The 15,466-nt window shown below is 72.1% G+C and carries 13 protein-coding genes and 1 riboswitch; of the genes, 8 read left to right on the forward strand and 5 right to left on the reverse strand.

The features are described from left to right. The first annotated feature begins 32 nt into the window (after positions 1-32). The 6 genes from gcvH to gcvP all read left to right on the forward strand — a co-directional run bounded on the left by gcvH (position 33) and on the right by gcvP (position 6,271). Positions 33-422: a glycine cleavage system protein GcvH gene (gcvH, locus tag ABEB17_RS11300; protein ID WP_345716796.1), complete on the forward strand. Its 390-nt coding sequence runs from the start codon at positions 33-35 to the stop codon at positions 420-422. Positions 423-571: 149 nt separating this feature from the next. Further along, positions 572-1,081 carry an FHA domain-containing protein gene (locus tag ABEB17_RS11305; RefSeq protein WP_378226943.1) on the forward strand — a complete coding sequence of 170 codons (510 nt, stop codon included), beginning with the start codon at positions 572-574 and terminating at the stop codon, positions 1,079-1,081. A gap of 29 nt (positions 1,082-1,110) precedes the next feature. Further along, positions 1,111-1,821, forward strand: a complete 711-nt coding sequence (gene ftsR, locus ABEB17_RS11310; protein WP_345716797.1) for a transcriptional regulator FtsR — start codon at positions 1,111-1,113, stop codon at positions 1,819-1,821. A 45-nt stretch (positions 1,822-1,866) separates the two neighbouring features. Continuing rightward, positions 1,867-2,370 (forward strand): bifunctional nuclease family protein, encoded by a 504-nt coding sequence (locus tag ABEB17_RS11315; protein WP_345716798.1) that lies wholly within the window; start codon positions 1,867-1,869, stop codon positions 2,368-2,370. 207 nt (positions 2,371-2,577) lie between these two features. Beyond that, positions 2,578-3,165, forward strand: coding sequence for a MerR family transcriptional regulator (locus ABEB17_RS11320; protein ID WP_345716799.1), 588 nt, complete (start codon positions 2,578-2,580; stop codon positions 3,163-3,165). Positions 3,166-3,200: 35 nt separating this feature from the next. Then, a riboswitch (glycine riboswitch) is annotated at positions 3,201-3,297 on the forward strand. A gap of 88 nt (positions 3,298-3,385) precedes the next feature. Continuing rightward, positions 3,386-6,271: an aminomethyl-transferring glycine dehydrogenase gene (gene gcvP / locus ABEB17_RS11325; RefSeq protein WP_345716800.1), complete on the forward strand. Its 2,886-nt coding sequence runs from the start codon at positions 3,386-3,388 to the stop codon at positions 6,269-6,271. A gap of 103 nt (positions 6,272-6,374) precedes the next feature. Here gcvP and ABEB17_RS11330 read toward each other — a convergent pair whose 3' ends face one another. The 3 genes from ABEB17_RS11330 to ABEB17_RS11340 all read right to left on the reverse strand — a co-directional run bounded on the left by ABEB17_RS11330 (position 6,375) and on the right by ABEB17_RS11340 (position 8,706). Continuing rightward, positions 6,375-7,076 carry a snapalysin family zinc-dependent metalloprotease gene (locus ABEB17_RS11330; protein ID WP_345716801.1) on the reverse strand — a complete coding sequence of 234 codons (702 nt, stop codon included), beginning with the start codon at positions 7,074-7,076 and terminating at the stop codon, positions 6,375-6,377. A gap of 220 nt (positions 7,077-7,296) precedes the next feature. After that, entirely contained in the window at positions 7,297-8,019 is a 723-nt protein-coding gene (locus ABEB17_RS11335) for a snapalysin family zinc-dependent metalloprotease (protein ID WP_345716802.1), read from the reverse strand. Between the two features lie 114 nt (positions 8,020-8,133). Next, positions 8,134-8,706, reverse strand: a complete 573-nt coding sequence (locus tag ABEB17_RS11340; protein ID WP_345716803.1) for a mycothiol transferase — start codon at positions 8,704-8,706, stop codon at positions 8,134-8,136. A gap of 116 nt (positions 8,707-8,822) precedes the next feature. Between ABEB17_RS11340 and ABEB17_RS11345 the strand changes: the two genes are divergently transcribed. Next, positions 8,823-9,608, forward strand: coding sequence for a GNAT family N-acetyltransferase (locus tag ABEB17_RS11345; protein ID WP_345717334.1), 786 nt, complete (start codon positions 8,823-8,825; stop codon positions 9,606-9,608). Positions 9,609-9,631: 23 nt separating this feature from the next. On the opposite strand, the gene ABEB17_RS11350 is transcribed toward ABEB17_RS11345, so the two are convergent. Next, positions 9,632-12,637 (reverse strand): AAA family ATPase, encoded by a 3,006-nt coding sequence (locus tag ABEB17_RS11350; RefSeq protein WP_345716804.1) that lies wholly within the window; start codon positions 12,635-12,637, stop codon positions 9,632-9,634. Continuing rightward, positions 12,634-13,812: an exonuclease SbcCD subunit D gene (locus tag ABEB17_RS11355; RefSeq protein ID WP_345716805.1), complete on the reverse strand. Its 1,179-nt coding sequence runs from the start codon at positions 13,810-13,812 to the stop codon at positions 12,634-12,636. Before ABEB17_RS11355 ends, ABEB17_RS11350 begins: the two co-directional genes overlap by 4 nt. A 106-nt stretch (positions 13,813-13,918) precedes the next feature. Here ABEB17_RS11355 and ABEB17_RS11360 point away from each other — a divergent pair, with 106 nt between their 5' ends. Then, positions 13,919-15,409: a glutamate-cysteine ligase family protein gene (locus tag ABEB17_RS11360; protein ID WP_345716806.1), complete on the forward strand. Its 1,491-nt coding sequence runs from the start codon at positions 13,919-13,921 to the stop codon at positions 15,407-15,409. The last annotated feature ends 57 nt before the right edge of the window (positions 15,410-15,466 follow it).

The following is a 15,466-nucleotide window of genomic DNA, read 5'->3' on the forward strand; positions in this document are numbered from 1 at the left end:
CCCGACCACCGCCCGGCAGAACGCGAGGAACCATGAGCGGCAACGACTTCCCGGATGACCTGCGCTACACCCCCGAGCACGAGTGGGTGCGCACGTCCGAGGACGGCACCATCCGGGTGGGGATCACCTCCTTCGCCCAGGAGGCCCTGGGTGACGTCGTGTTCGTGACGCTGCCCGAGATCGGCGCTGCGGTTGCTGCGGGCGAGGCGTGCGGTGAGGTCGAGTCCACGAAGAGCGTCAGTGACATCTACCCGCCGGTGGCCGGCACGGTGACCGCCCGCAACGAGGCCCTTGACGCGACCCCCGAGCTGGTGAACTCCGACCCGTACGGCGAGGGCTGGATGCTCGAGCTCGAGGTCGCCGACGCGGGCGCTCTCGACGGCCTGCTGGACGCCGAGGCCTACCGCGCCCAGCTCGGCTAGCCACCGGCCGGCTGTCGTTTCAGCCGCACGGGTGGAACTGGGCAGCCTGACCCTGCGGTGGAGGGTTGGACTGTGGCAGGCTGGACCCTTGTCGGCTCCCGTCGCCTGCGACGTCGGGGGCCCCGTCGTTCACCTGAGGGAGACCTGTCATGACTGACGACCAGGACCGGCCGGACCAGGACCAGCCGGGCCAGGACGAGCCCCGCCAGGACGACGCCACGGCCGTCCCCGGGCGGGAGGACCCGTCAGCCACGACCATGCACCTGTCCGCCATCGGCAGCACCGAGGTGGGCGAGCCGGCCGACAGCTCCGACGGTCCCGCGGCGATCGACCCGGGTATCGTCGCGGCGCTGCGCGGAGGTACCGCGCTGCTGCGGGTTGACCGCGGCCCGAACGCGGGCTCCCGCTTCCTGCTCGACGGCGACTCGACGACGGTCGGGCGGCACCCGTCCAGTGACATCTTCCTGGACGACGTCACCGTCTCGCGCCGACACGCGGAGTTCGTCCGTGAGGGCACCGTGTTCTCGGTCCGGGACGTCGGCAGCCTGAACGGCACCTACGTCAACGGCCAGCGGATCGACTCGTCCCCGCTGGCCACCGGTGACGAGGTCCAGGTCGGCAAGTTCCGGCTGGTCGTGATGCTGGGTGAAGCAGGGTGAGCCCTGCGGTCAACCGCCGCGAATCGGCCATGAGCATCGGCGAGGTCATCGCCCTGCTCAGTCCGGACTTCCCTGACGTCAGCATCTCCAAGATCCGGCTGTGGGAGAGCGAGGGGCTCGTCGAGCCTGCCCGCACGCCGTCCGGCTACCGCAAGTTCAGCCACCAGGACGTCGAGCGGCTGCGGTACGCCATGACGTTGCAGCGCGACCGGTTCTGGCCGCTGCGCAAGATCCGGGACCATCTCGACGCGGTGTCCCGCGGAGCGGAAGAGCTCGTCAACGGTGCGAGTGGCCCGCGGATGGCCCCGCCGGCCGCCGGCGAGCGCGCCGCCGACACCGATGGAGCGCAGGCGCTGCGCGGCAACGGCCCCGTCCGGCTCTCCGCCGCCGAGCTGTGCACGCGGGCGCGGATCGACCCCGAGGAGCTGGACGCGCTGGTCGGCTTCGGGCTGCTGCAGCCCAGCGGATCGGGCTGGTACGACGCCAACGCGCTGGCCATCGCCAGCGCCGCCGCCGAGCTGTCCGGCTTCGGGATCCAGGCCCGCCACCTGCGCGCCTTCCGCACGGCAGCGGACCGCGAGGTCGGTCTGGTCGAGCAGGTGGTCAGCCCCCTGCGCGGCGGTCACGGCGCGAACTCCCGGGCGCGCGCGGACGACACGGCCCAGGAGATCACCGCGGTGGCCCTGCGCCTGCACGCGGCCCTGGTGCGGGCCGGGCTGGTCCGCGCCGGACTCGGCTGACACGGCGTCCACGCCCGTGGTTCACCCGCGGGGTACGGTGAGCGGGTGCGAGAGCTCGAGGTCGTCGGAGTCCGGGTCGAACTGCCCAACAACCAACCGATCGTCCTGCTGCGGGAGAGCGGCGGTGACCTCTACCTGCCCATCTGGATCGGCGCCGCGGAGGCCACCGCGATCGCCTACGCCCAGCAGGGCGTCGTCCCGCCGCGGCCGCTGACCCACGACCTGTTCAAGGACGTGCTGGAGGCGCTGGGGCACCAGCTCGAGGAGGTTCGCATCGTCGCGGTGCGGGACGGGGTCTTCTACGCCTCCCTGGTGTTCGACGGGGGAGTGGAGGTCAGCTCCCGCTCGTCGGACGCCATCGCGCTGGCCCTGCGCACCGGCACCCGCATCGTCGGCGCCGACGAGGTGCTGGACGACGAGGGCGTGCCGGTTCCGGACGAGCAGGAGGACGAGGTCGAGAAGTTCCGGGAGTTCCTGGACCAGATCTCGGCGGACGACTTCGAGGCCCCGGGCGGGCCGGCCGAGGCGAGCGGCCCCGACCAGCCCTGACGTGACCTGAGGGCAACCCTCGACTAGAGGGTGAGACTTGCGGCGACACGCCGGTGAGCGTGAACCTGCCCCTGTCGTTGACGTCGAGCAGTGGGCGACCTACCGTCAGAGGTCGAACGCCCTGTCTGTAGTTCCATGGTTGTGGTCCCGTCGAGGATCCGGCGCCGGAGCGACTTCCCCCGCAGGGCGCCGATCGAGGAGGTTCGCGTGAACGGCACTGGCGACGCCACGGACAAGCCGGCTCGCCGGGTGCCCGAGCAGGCGCAGGGTCTGCTGTTCACGGACGACCTGCCGGTGCTGCCGGTCGACGCGGGCTACCGCGGGCCCACGGCGTGCGGCGCGGCCGGGATCACGTACCGCCAGCTGGACTACTGGGCCCGCACCGGGCTCGTCGAGCCTTCCGTCCGGGGGGCTAGCGGGTCGGGCAGCCAGCGGCTGTACAGCTTCCGCGACATCCTCGTGCTGAAGATCGTCAAGCGACTGCTCGACACCGGCGTCTCGCTGCAGCAGATCCGTATCGCGGTCGAGCACCTGCGCGAGCGCGGTGTCGACGACCTGGCGCAGATCACGCTGATGAGCGACGGCGCGAGCGTCTACGAGTGCACGTCCGCCGACGAGGTCATCGACCTGGTGCAGGGCGGGCAGGGAGTGTTCGGCATCGCGGTGGGCCGGGTCTGGCGCGAGGTCGAGGGCGAGCTGGCCCAGCTGCCGAGCGAGCGGCCCGACGACACCACGCCTGTGGTGGAGCACCCGGGCGACGAGCTCTCGGCACGCCGCAAGCACCGCGCTGGCTGAGCCGGCTCGGAACTCGTATATCCTGACGGGGCTTTCGACCCTGCGTGGGAGAGTCCCCGGTGCACGCAGCCGGGGCGCCGAAGGGGCAATTCTCCCCGGAACCTCTCAGGCGACCAGGACCACGCGGACGAGGCAGCTCTGAAGCGCTCACGCGTGACAGAGGGGGAGGTCCCCGCGTCATCCCCGGTGTCCCGCGCCGGCCCACGTCAGGAGCCTCCACATGGCCGACCAGCCCGTGTCCGCAGCCCCGTTCGTCGACCGTCACGTCGGCCCCTCGTCCCAGGACGAGCGGACGATGCTGGACGCCCTCGGGATCGCCGACGAGCAGGCCCTGCTCGAGCGAGCCGTTCCGGCCTCGATCCGGCTGCACGAGGCGCTGGGCCTGGACGCCGGGCGCAGCGAGCCCGAGGTGACCGCGGAGCTGCGGGCCCTGGCCGGCCGCAACCGGGTGCTGGCCTCGATGATCGGACAGGGCTACTACGGCACCCACGTGCCCGCCGTGGTGAAGCGCAACGTCCTCGAGAACCCCGCCTGGTACACCGCGTACACGCCCTACCAGCCGGAGATCTCCCAGGGTCGGCTCGAGGCCCTGCTGAACTTCCAGACCGCCGTCTGCGACCTGACCGGCCTGGCCACGGCCAACTCCTCGCTGCTCGACGAGGCGACCGCGGCCGCGGAGGCAATGACCCTCATGCGGCGCTCGACCAAGGTCGCCGGCAGCGCCGTCCTCGTGGTCGACCAGGACGTCTTCACCCAGACGCTGGCCGTCGTCGAGACCCGCGCCGAGCCGCTGGACATCGAGGTCGTGCGGGCCGACCTGTCCGGTGCCCCCGACCCGGCGGCCGAGCTGGCCCGCGTCCTGGGGGAGCGCGCCGTGTTCGGCGTGCTGGTCCAGTACCCGGCGGCCAGCGGGCGCCTGGTGGACCTGTCGGCGCTGTCCCAGGTGGTGCACGAGCGTGGCGCGCTGCTCACCGTGGTGGCAGACCTGCTCGCCCTGACGCTCGTGCGTGCCCCCGGTGAGCTCGGCGCCGACATCGCGGTCGGGACGAGCCAGCGGTTCGGCGTTCCGATGGGCTTCGGGGGACCGCACGCCGGGTACATGTCCGTGCGCAAGGGACTCGAGCGCGGCCTGCCCGGCCGCCTGGTCGGCGTCTCGGTGGACGCCGACGGCGACCCGGCCTACCGCCTGGCCCTGCAGACCCGCGAGCAGCACATCCGGCGCGAGAAGGCGACCAGCAACATCTGCACGGCGCAGGTCCTGCTCGCCGTGATGGCGTCGATGTACGCGGTCTACCACGGCCCGGACGGGCTCGCGGCGATCGCTCGTGGGGTGCACCGTCGCGCGGCGTCGCTGGCCGACGCGCTGCGCGCGCTGGAGGGCGTGGACGTCGTGCACGACGCCTTCTTCGACACGGTGCTCGCCCGCGTCCCGGGCCGGGCCGCGCAGGTCGTGGCGGCAGCGGCCGCCGACGGCGTGAACCTGTGGCGGGTGGACGACGACCTGGTCAGCGCCAGCTGCGACGAGACCACCACGGACGCCCAGCTCGGCGTCGTGGTGGCGGCCTTCGGTGGCTCCTCGGCACCGCTGCCCGTCGCGGCGCAGGACGCGTTGCCCGCAGCCCTGGTGCGCGACACCGAGTTCCTGACCCACCCGGTGTTCCACAGCCACCGCAGCGAGACCGCGATGCTGCGGTACCTGCGTCGCCTCGCCGATCTGGACTACGCACTCGACCGCGGCATGATCCCGCTGGGCTCGTGCACGATGAAGCTCAACGCCACGACCGAGATGGAGCCGATCACCTGGCCGGAGTTCGCGGACCTGCACCCGTTCGCGCCCGCCGACCAGGTCGCCGGCAGCGTCGCCCTGGTCCACCAGCTGGAGCAGTGGCTGGTCGAGGTCACCGGGTACGACGCCGTCTCGCTGCAGCCGAACGCGGGCTCGCAGGGCGAGCTGGCGGGCCTGCTCGCCATCCGCGCGTACCACCGCGCGCAGGGCCACGGTGAGCGCAAGGTGGTGCTGATCCCCGCGAGCGCGCACGGCACCAACGCCGCCAGCGCCGTCATGGCCGGCTTGAAGGTCGTGGTGGTCAAGACGGCCGAGCAGGGCGACATCGACATGGCCGACCTGCGCGCGCAGGTCGAGGCGCACCAGGACGACCTCGCCGCGATCATGGTCACCTACCCCTCCACCCACGGCGTGTTCGAGGACACCATCACCGAGCTGTGCGCCCTCGTGCACGACGCCGGTGGCCAGGTCTACGTCGACGGCGCGAACCTCAACGCGCTGGTCGGGCTCGCCAAGCCAGGCCGGTTCGGCGCGGACGTGTCCCACCTGAACCTGCACAAGACGTTCTGCATCCCGCACGGCGGTGGCGGCCCCGGAGTCGGCCCCGTCGCCGTCCGTGCGCACCTGGCGCCGCACCTGCCCAACCACCCCCTGGTCCCGGACGCCGGACCGGCCACCGGCATCGGGCCGGTGTCCGCCGCGCCGTACGGATCAGCGGCGATCCTGCCCATCTCCTGGGCCTACATCCGGCTGATGGGTGGTGAGGGTCTCGCCCGCGCCACGCGAGTGGCCGTGCTGTCCGCCAACTACGTCGCCTCCCGACTCCAGGAGCACTACCCGGTGCTCTACAGCGGGCACGGAGGGTTGGTCGCGCACGAGTGCATCCTCGACCTGCGCGAGATCACCCGCTCGACCGGCGTGAGCGTGGACGACGTCGCCAAGCGGCTCATCGACTACGGCTTCCACGCCCCCACCATGTCGTTCCCGGTGGCGGGCACCCTGATGGTCGAGCCCACGGAGAGCGAGGACCTCGCTGAGCTCGACCGCTTCTGCGATGCGATGACCGCCATCCGGCTCGAGATCTCGCAGGTCGCCGACGGCGTCTGGCCGACCGACGACAACCCCCTGCGCGGCGCCCCTCACACCGCCATCTCCATCGCCGGCAAGTGGGACCACGCCTACACCCGCGAGGAGGCGACCTACCCCGAGGGCGTCGATCCCCGGGCGAAGTACTGGCCGCCGGTCCGTCGCATCGACGGCGCCTACGGCGACCGCAACCTCGTCTGCAGCTGCCCCCCGCCCGAGGCCTTCGCCGACTAGCAGCCAGCGGAGCGAACGGGCCGGAACCCCGAAGGCGCGCGTCAGAGCGAGCTTGCGAGCAGCGCGCCGCAGGGGTCCCGACCCGTTCGCGGGACTCGGCCGACTACTTGACCGAGCCGAATGCCGCCTTGCCGAACGCGGCGCTGAAACCGTTGGCCCACAAGGCGTCGACCTGCGACGACTCGGTGCCGTTCGGGTACGGGTTGGTGCACGACGGGCCGGGGCCGCCGCCGGACATCAGCTCGCTGCACGGGCCGCTGTAGTGGTCCGGCAGACCCAGGTCGTGCCCGGTCTCGTGTGCGACGATGCGCAGCGGGTCGTACTGGGTCGCCTGGTCGTAGTCGATCAGGATGTACCCGTTCCCGTGGCCGTCGCCGCTGTAGTAGGACCCGGAGGGGTCGCTGCCCTCGTAGTACGTGAGGTTCGCGGGCGAGCCTGGCTGCAGTCGCACGTTGCTGACGCTGGAGTTCCAGATCGAGGCCGCCTGGGAGATCTCTGAGGCGAAGGACGGCGCCTGCGACGCGTCGTAGGTGACGATCGTCGTCGCCAACGCGTTCGTGCCCTTGCCCTGCTGCTGCTTCAACGCCGCGTCGAGCTGCTTGCGCAGCTGCGCGTTCAGGGCGTCGTCGCGACTGCCGGGCGTGTAGCCCTGGGTGGTCGCCGACGAGTTCGTCGATCCCGCGGGCTGCGCTGGTGAGGCGGCGGAGCTCCCGGCTGATGGCGTGGTGGCCACGAGCGCGGAGGCCGCGGCAACGCCGACGGCAGCAGTGAGGATCCGTGCCCGAGCCGTGGTGCGGATGGTCATACATGTCCCTCCGACAGGCTTGGGACGGGCTTTCCGTCCCCCTCCTTCCTATCGGACAAATCGGGCGTTAACCCCAAAAGCCGGTCAAGGATTGTTCAAGTCTGTCGGGGTTCGGTGGTGCGGGACCCCTGCGGCGCGCTGCTCGCAAGCTCGCTTTGACGCGCTCCTTCGGGGTCCCGCACCACGGCTTCATGCTGTCCCGCCCGCCCGGGGCTGGGGGTCAGCGGGCTCCGGCGTGGGTCGGCGTGGCCGGGGCGAAGGCGGCCGAGGCGTCGTAGGCCGCGATGCCGTAGCGCCAGATCGTGTTCACCCGGGAGCGCTCGGTCGCGTTCGGGTAGGCGTTGGTGCACGACGGGCCGGGGCCGCCGCCGGACATCAGCTCGCTGCAAGGGCCGCTGTAGTGGTCCGGGAGGCCGAGGGCGTGCCCGGTCTCGTGGGCGATGATGCGCAGCGGGCTGTACTGCTGGGCCTGCCGGTAGTCGATCAACATGTAGCCACTGCCGTGCCCGTTCCCGCTGTAGTACGAGCCGCGCGAGTCGTTGCCCTCGTAGTACCGCAGGCTGGCCGAGCTCCTCGCGACCAGACGCACGTTGGTCACGCTGGAGTTCCAGATCGAGGCGGCCTGGTTGATCGTGGACCGGAAGGACGGTGCTTGCGAGGCGTCGTAGTAGACCGTCGTGACGGCGAGCGAGGTTGCGGAACCCTTCGACTGCCGCTTCAGGGCCGCGCTGAGCTGGGCCGTGAGTTTGGCGTTCTGGGCGTCGTCACGGCTGCCCGGCGTGTAGCCCTGGGTTGAACCGGACCCAGCAGAACCGGATCCCGCGGTGCTGGGTGCCGCTGCGGTGCTTCCGGTCGCGGGCGTCGTGGCGATGAGCGCCGCAGCCGCGGCAAAGGCGGCCCCAGCGGTCAGGAACCGCTTTCGGGCCTGGGGACGTACAGACATGGCTGATCCTCCGGATGGTGAGCCTGGGCGGGGTTTCCGTCCGGCTCCTTCCTACCGAAGGAAAGGGACAAAGAGGTCTAATCAGGCGTCAAGGATCAGTCAAGGTCCACCGGCTCACGGCACCGGGAAGTGCGGGGGAGCGCCTTCTCCGGTCGTACCGTCCACGTCCTCGCGCAGCAGGTCGGCGTGCCCCGTGTGGCGGGCATACTCCTCGATCATGTCGGCGAGCAGCCGGCGCAGGCTCATCCCGTCGGGGGTCGTCTGCTCGAGCCCACCTCGGGCGAGCGCCTCCGAGAGCGCCTCCCGGGAGCGGTGCACGGTGTCGACCCACAGCGCACGCAGGTCATCCGGAGCGTCGTCGGCCGCCGAGGTCCACGCCCAGTCCTCCCAGTCCCCGTCGAGGTCCAGCTGGTCGAAGGGCGCCATGGACGGGCGACCGGCGAGCCGGTTCTGGAAGTAGAGCTCCTCGACCCAGGCCAGGTGCTTCAGCAGGCCCCCCAACGTCACTGATGACGCACCGAGCCGCCGACCCATCCCCTCGGCGTCCACGTCGGCACACTTCCACGCGAACGTGATCCGGTCGCGTTCCAGGGTGATCAGCGCCGTAGCAAGCTCGTCGCCGCGCAGGAAGGACTCGACGTCCCACTCGGGTGGCCGACCGGGCGTGAAGCCGAAGGTGCTCGTCATACGGGCACCTTAAGGAAGCTTCCGGACGATCGGCGTCCGCAACCGCCCAGCCGTCGACCGCAATGGCCGATAAGCAGTTGCCGCGACGGTGCCAACCCTGGACCGTGACGGGCGTGATGAGTCGAACCGACCTGCTGGCCGCCTACGACGCGCAGCTGCGCACCGATGCCGAGACCCCGAGTGCGACGTCCGTGGTTCGGCTCGGTCCGCTGCGGCTCGTGACCTTCGCTGGCGGACGTGGATTCATCACGTACCGGGACCTGGAGGGGCAGGACGCCGACGGGATCCGGCGGCTCGTCGCCGACGCCCTGGCGCACTACGAGGGGGAGCCCGACATCCGCCGCGTGGAGTGGAAGACCCGAGGCCACGACCACGCGCCCGGGCTGCACGAAGCGTTGCTGGACCACGGTTTCGTCCCGGACGAGCCCGAGTCCATCATGCTGGGCGAGGCACGTCTGCTTGCCGTCGACGTGACGCCTCCCGAGGGGGTGACGCTTCGCCAGGTGAGCGAGGAGGGCGACGTCCGCGCGATGAGTGCGATGGCCGACGAGGTCTTCGGCGACCCGGTCTCGGACGACATGGCGGACGCGTTGCTGCGGCGCCTGTCGATGCGGGACGGCATGGAGCTGTGGGTGGCCGAGAGCCAGGGGCAGATCGTCAGCGCCGGCCGGCTGGAGCCCGTCGCCGGCAGCGACTTCGCCGGGATCTGGGGTGGGGCCACGCGCCCGCAGTGGCGTGGTCGAGGGATCTACCGGGCCTTGACCGCGGCACGGGCCAGGTCCGCGCTAGCCCTGGGCAAGACGCTGATCAACAGCGACTCGACGGACTACTCGCGGCCCATCCTCGAGCGCTCCGGCCTGGTGAAGGTGTCGACCACCACGCCCTACGAGTGGCAGCGCTGAGCAGGTGCTCGGGACGGGGCAGGTCAGCTGGCGGCGGACGACCGCTGCACGATCGACGACCCGGTCCGCGACCGTCGCACCTCGAGCTGGGAGGGGATGCGCGAGCGGAGCTCGCGCACGTGGCTGACCAGCCCCACCGTGCGGCCACCGTCCCGCAGTCCGTCCAGGACGCCCATCACGTCCTCCAACGCGTCCTCGTCCAGCGTGCCGAAGCCCTCGTCCACGAAGAGCGTCTCGATCGTGGTGCCCCCGGCCTCGGCCTGGACGACGTCCGCGAGGCCGAGTGCCAGCGCGAGCGACGCCAGGAAGGTCTCGCCACCGGACAGGGTGCTGGTGTCCCGTGCCACGCCAGTCCAGGAGTCGAGGACCTGCAGTCCCAGCCCGCTGCGCGCGCCGGACTTCGCCAGCTCGTCCGTGTGCACCAGCGTGAACCGGCCGTCGGACATGGCGCTGAGCCGTTCGGTTGCCGCCGCCGCGACCTCCTCCAGCCGCGCCGCGAGCACGAACGCCGTCAGCCGCATGCGCAGCACGTTGCCACCGCCCGTGCCGTCCAGGCACCGGGACAGCTCGGCCACGTGGGCGGCCCGGGCGCGGACGTCGTGGTGCACGCCGTCGTGGGCCAGCAGCTGGGCGGACAGCCGGCTCAACGACTGTGCGGCCTGGGCACCGACCGCCTGCCGATCGGCGACCGTCCTCAATCTCCCGGAGAGTTCTGTGAGCTCCGCCCGCAGCTGGGCCGGGTCGACCGGAGCCCCGTCGTCCCCTGCCGTGAGATCCGGGTCGGCGAGCCGCGCCCGCAGCTCGGCCAGAGTGAGCTCGTACCGCTCGACGCCATCCCGGCACGCCTCGAGCTCGGCCGGCTCCAGGAGGCCGTCCCGGACGGCCGGCACGGTGCTGAAGCCCAGGTCGGCGAGCGCGGCCTCGAAGGCGTTGAGCAGGTCATCGCGATGACGGCGGGTAGCGGTGGCCTCGCGGTCCGCGGCCTCCCAGGTGGTGAGCACGCCGATCTCTGCCTGCAGCCGGGCCTGCCGCGAGGGCACATCCACGTCATCGCCGATCAGGGCGGCCAAGGCGGTCTGCCGTTCGGCCACCAGCGGCTCGAGCTCGCCGAGTCGACTCGCTGCCGACGCCGACGCCTGGCGGGCGGCCTCGAGTCGCGGCGCCGCGTCGGCGCGGGACTGGGCGGCGGCGGCCAGCGACAGCTCGGCGATCCGGACCACCTCGGCCGCGGCCTCGGCGCGGGCGAGCTCGTCGACCCGGCGCTGCATGTCGGCGGTCGCGGTCGCGACGTCGCTCGTCCCACTGACCGCGCGGAGCTCGGCGCAACGAGCGACCACGCCCGTCCGCCGGGCCGCGAGCTGCTGCGACGCCGTCGCGGCGCGCTCGTGGGCCAGCTGGGCCACCCGCTCGTCGTCGGCGTCCACCTGGCTCGCCGTGCTGCTGGCCGGCGCAGGGTGCTCGGTGCCCCCGCAGACCAGGCACGGCTCGCCCGGACGCAACCCGAGCGCGAGCTCGGCTGACATACCGGCGATCCGGCGTTCTCGAACGTCCAGCCAATGCCTGCGCGCGACCAGCTCGGCGTCCTGCCCGGCGCGGCAGTCGTCGTCGACCAGCGCGAGTTCAGCCGCGGCTTGGACCAGGTCCCGTGCGGCGTCCAGGACGGCGCGCGCCTGCGTCACGGCCCGCGCGGCCGCCAGGCTGGTGCCGGCACGTTCCCGGTGCGCCGTCAGCTGGGCCTCGGCGTCCTGGTGCAGCTGCTCGGCAGCCGCCAGGTCGTGGGTTGCCTGCGCGATCGCCGGGTCTGCGTCGTCACGTTCCCGGCGACAGGCGGCGAGCCGCGCCCGCGACGCGTCGAGCTGGGACTGCAGGGCGAGGGCGGATCCCAGGCGGGCCAAGGCGTCGGTGCGGTCGGCGAGCTCCGCGCGGACCGTGTCGGCGGTCACCGCTGCAGCCGGGAGGCCCAGCAGTGACTGGGTGCTCGCCCGCGCCTGCTCGAGCCTCAGGTCGGCGGCGCGGCTGCGCTCGCCCGCCGCGTCCCACTGCTGCAGGGGAATCCGCAGCTGGGCCGCTCGTCGTCCGGCGTCCAGGCGGGCCACGTCCGCCTGGTGAGCCGCGTCGCCGTCCTGCAGGCGGGCGAGCTCGGACTCGAGGGTCGTCCGGCGATGCCGGCGTCGCGCCTGGTCGGTCGCCGAGGCCAGCTGGGTGGCCGCCAGGTCGTGCGCGACCTGGGTCCGGTCGAGCTCCTCCCGGGCCGCCTGCAGCGCCACGGTCGCCGCCCGGGCGAGGGCCTCGACCTGCCCGGCGCCCGGGGGCTCGGCCAGCGTCAGCTCGTCCGGGGACGGCAGGCTGGTCCCGGCGACGCTCGACGCCACCTCGTGTGCGCGCGCGACGAGCCGGTCCCGCTCGCCGTCCGCCACCTCGACCAGCCGGGACAGCCGCACCCGCTCCTCGCGCAGCCAGGTCTCGGCGGCGGCATAGCGGTCGATGTCGAACAGTCGCCCCAGCACCTCGGCGCGCTGCTCGGCGCCCGAGCGCAGGAAGGCCGCGAACTCGCCCTGGGGCAGCATCACCACCTTCGTGAACTGGTCCATCCCCATGCCCAGCAGGTCCTTCAGCAGCAGCCCGGCCTCGTCGCTGCGCCGGCCGACCAGGACCTGCCACTCGCCGTGGACCAGCTCGCGGACGTCGGTCGAGGCCGGTGCCCGCGTCGTCCCGGCGCCGCGCTTCTTCGGCCGGTGCCACTCCGGCGAGCGGGTGATCTCCAGTCGGCGGCCCGCGAGCGTCACCTCCAACGTGACCCGTGGAGCGCTGCCCTCGGCGGCGTGGTCGCTGCGCAGCCGGGGGCGTCCGCTGGCCCGAGCCCCCGGGACCTGGCCGTACAGTGCGAAGCAGACGGCGTCCAGCACGCTCGACTTACCGGCGCCGGTCGGCCCGTGCAGCAGGAAGAGCCCGGCGAGGTCGTCGAAGTCGACCTCCTCCGTCCCGGCGAAGGGACCGAACGCCTCCACCCGCAGCCGGTGCAGCCTCATGCCGCGCCGGTCCGTCGGCCCTCGAGGTCCGCCTCGTCCTGGGCCCGGCGACCACCCTCGAGGGCGTCCGCGAGCAGGGCGCGATCGCCGTCCGCGACCGCGTCACCGCCTCGGGCGTGCTCCACGAAGCCGCAGCACACCTCGATCGGGGAGCGCCCGCGCAGGCGCTGCGCATAGGTCAACGACTCTGGTCGCTCGCCTCTGGGCTCGAACGCGACCACCAGGGTGTGCGGGAACCGGGTGCGCAACCGCTCCATGGCGGCCCTCGGCCGGACCGGGTCGGTCAGGCTCACGTGGCACCACGAGCGTTCCGCGCCGCCGAGGCGCGGGTCGTTCAGGAGCTCGTCCAGCTCGCCGCTCAGGACGGCGAGCGGGCGAGGGACCGGGGCCGGCACCGACTCGACCGAGCAGCGGCCGTGCTCGCCCACGTCCACCAGCCAGGAGCGCTTGTGGTGACCGGCCTCGCCGAACGAGTACGCCAGCGGCGAGCCGCTGTACCGGATCGTGTCGCTGATCCGCTGCGGACCGTGCAGGTGACCGAGGGCCACGTAGTCGACGCCGGCGAACACCGCTGCCGGCACCGACGACACGCCACCGACGCTGATGTCACGCTCGGACTCGCTGATCTCGCCCCCGACCACGAAGGCGTGCGCGGCCAGCACCGACCGCGTGCCGGGGGCACGCTCGCCGAGATCGTCGCGCACCCGCTCCGCCGCTGCTGCGAGCACGCCCTGGTGCGTGCGCGCGGACCCGAGGCGGTCGGCCACCAGGGCCGGCTCGAGGTAGGGGACTCCGTAGATCGCGACCTCACCGTGGTCGTCGGCGACCAGGACCGGGCGGGCGAGGTCCTCGACCCTCGTCCGCAGGTGGACACCACCGCGCTCGAGGACCCGGCCGCCGAAGCCCAGCCGGTCGGCCGAGTCGTGGTTCCCGCTGGTCAGCACGAGCTGCGCGCCGGCGTCCACGATGCGCTCGACCGCGTCGTTCAGCAGCCGGACCGTGTCGACCGAGGGCAGCGCCCTGTCGTACACGTCGCCGGCGACGACCACGACGTCGACGCGCTGCGAGCGCACGACCTCGACCAGGTGGTCGAGGAAGACCGCCTGGTGCTCGAGCATCCCGACGCGATGGAAGCTGCGTCCCAGGTGCCAGTCGGAGGTGTGGAGCATGCGCACACTCGGACCTTAGGTCGGGGCTACGACAGTTCGTCGTAGGCGCGACGGGAGGGGGGAGACCGGGCGATCTCTGGCCGGAAGAGCGCGATCATGGTTGGGTGCCCACATGGGTGACGAGGTGGCGGGCGTCGGGTATACCCGCGAGCAGCGCCAGCGCTACCGCGAGAAGGTGCGTCAGTGCCTCGACGTGTTCGAGCGCATGCTGTCCGACAGCAGCTTCGAGTTCGACCGACCACTGACCGGCCTCGAGATCGAGCTGAACCTGGTCGACGCCGAGTTCTCGCCGGCGATGGCGAACGCCGCGGTGCTCGAGTCGATCGCGAACCCGGACTACCAGACCGAGCTGGGCCAGTTCAACATCGAGCTCAACGTCAGCCCCCGCCCGCTGCCGGGTGACTCCGCCCTGGAGCTGGAGGAGGCCCTGCGGCTCAGCCTGAACCACGCCGAGGAGCGGGCGAACGCCGCCGGCGCGCACATCGTGATGATCGGCATCCTGCCGACCTTGATGCCGGAGCACTTCCACACCGAGTGGATGAGCACGAACACCCGCTACGCGGCACTGAACGAGTCCGTCTTCGCGGCGCGCGGCGAGGACCTGCTGATCGACATCGCCTCGCCCACCGAGCCCGACCGCGTCTCCGCGTACGCGGACACGATCGCCCCGGAGTCGGCCTGCACGTCCGTGCAGCTGCACCTGCAGGTCAGTCCACAGGACTTCGCCGCGAACTGGAACGCCGCCCAGACGCTCCTGGGGCCACAGGTCGCGATCGGGGCCAACTCGCCGTACCTGTTCGGCAAGCACCTGTGGGCCGAGACCCGGACGGAGCTCTTCCTGCAGGCGACCGACACGCGCTCGATCGAGCTGAAGAACCAGGGGGTGCGCCCGCGGGTCTTCTTCGGCGAACGCTGGATCACCTCGATCTTCGACCTGTTCGAGGAGAACGTGCGCTACTTCCCGGCGCTGCTGCCCGAGGTCAGCGACGAGGACCCGGTGGCGGTGCTGGACCGCGGCGAGGCGCCACGCCTGCAGGAGCTGCGCCTGCACAACGGCACCGTCTACCGCTGGAACCGGCCGATCTACGACATCGTCGACGGACGTCCGCACCTGCGGGTCGAGAACCGCGTCCTGCCGGCCGGTCCCACCGTGGTGGACGTGCTGGCCAACTCGGCCTTCTACTACGGCGCGATGCGGGTGCTGTCCGAGCAGGACCGTCCGGTCTGGACCAAGCTCAGCTTCGCGACCGCCGAGGCAAACTTCACCGAGTGCGCGCGCCGCGGGATGGATGCCACGGTGTACTGGCCGGGCTTCGGGGAGATGCCGGCCGAGGAGCTCGTGCTACGCCACCTGCTGCCGCTCGCGCACGAGGGGCTGGAGCTGTGGGGGGTGTCGCAGCAGGTCCGGGACCGCTACCTGGGGGTCATCGAGGCTCGCTGCAAGAGTGGGCGCAACGGCGCCGAGTGGCAGGTCGCCACGGTGAGCGCCTTCGAGGGCCGTGGGCTGAACCGGCTCGAGGCCATCCGCGAGATGCTCAAGGTGTACACCGAGGGTATGCACAGCAACGCCCCCGTGCACACCTGGGAAGTGCCGGGGGAGTAGGGGTTCGGCCGCCGTCGACTACCTAGGCCCTTGACGCCCTTGACGGTGCCGCCTGGT

The sequence above is a fragment of the Angustibacter luteus genome, assembly GCF_039541115.1.
Lineage (GTDB): Bacteria > Actinomycetota > Actinomycetes > Actinomycetales > Angustibacteraceae > Angustibacter > Angustibacter luteus.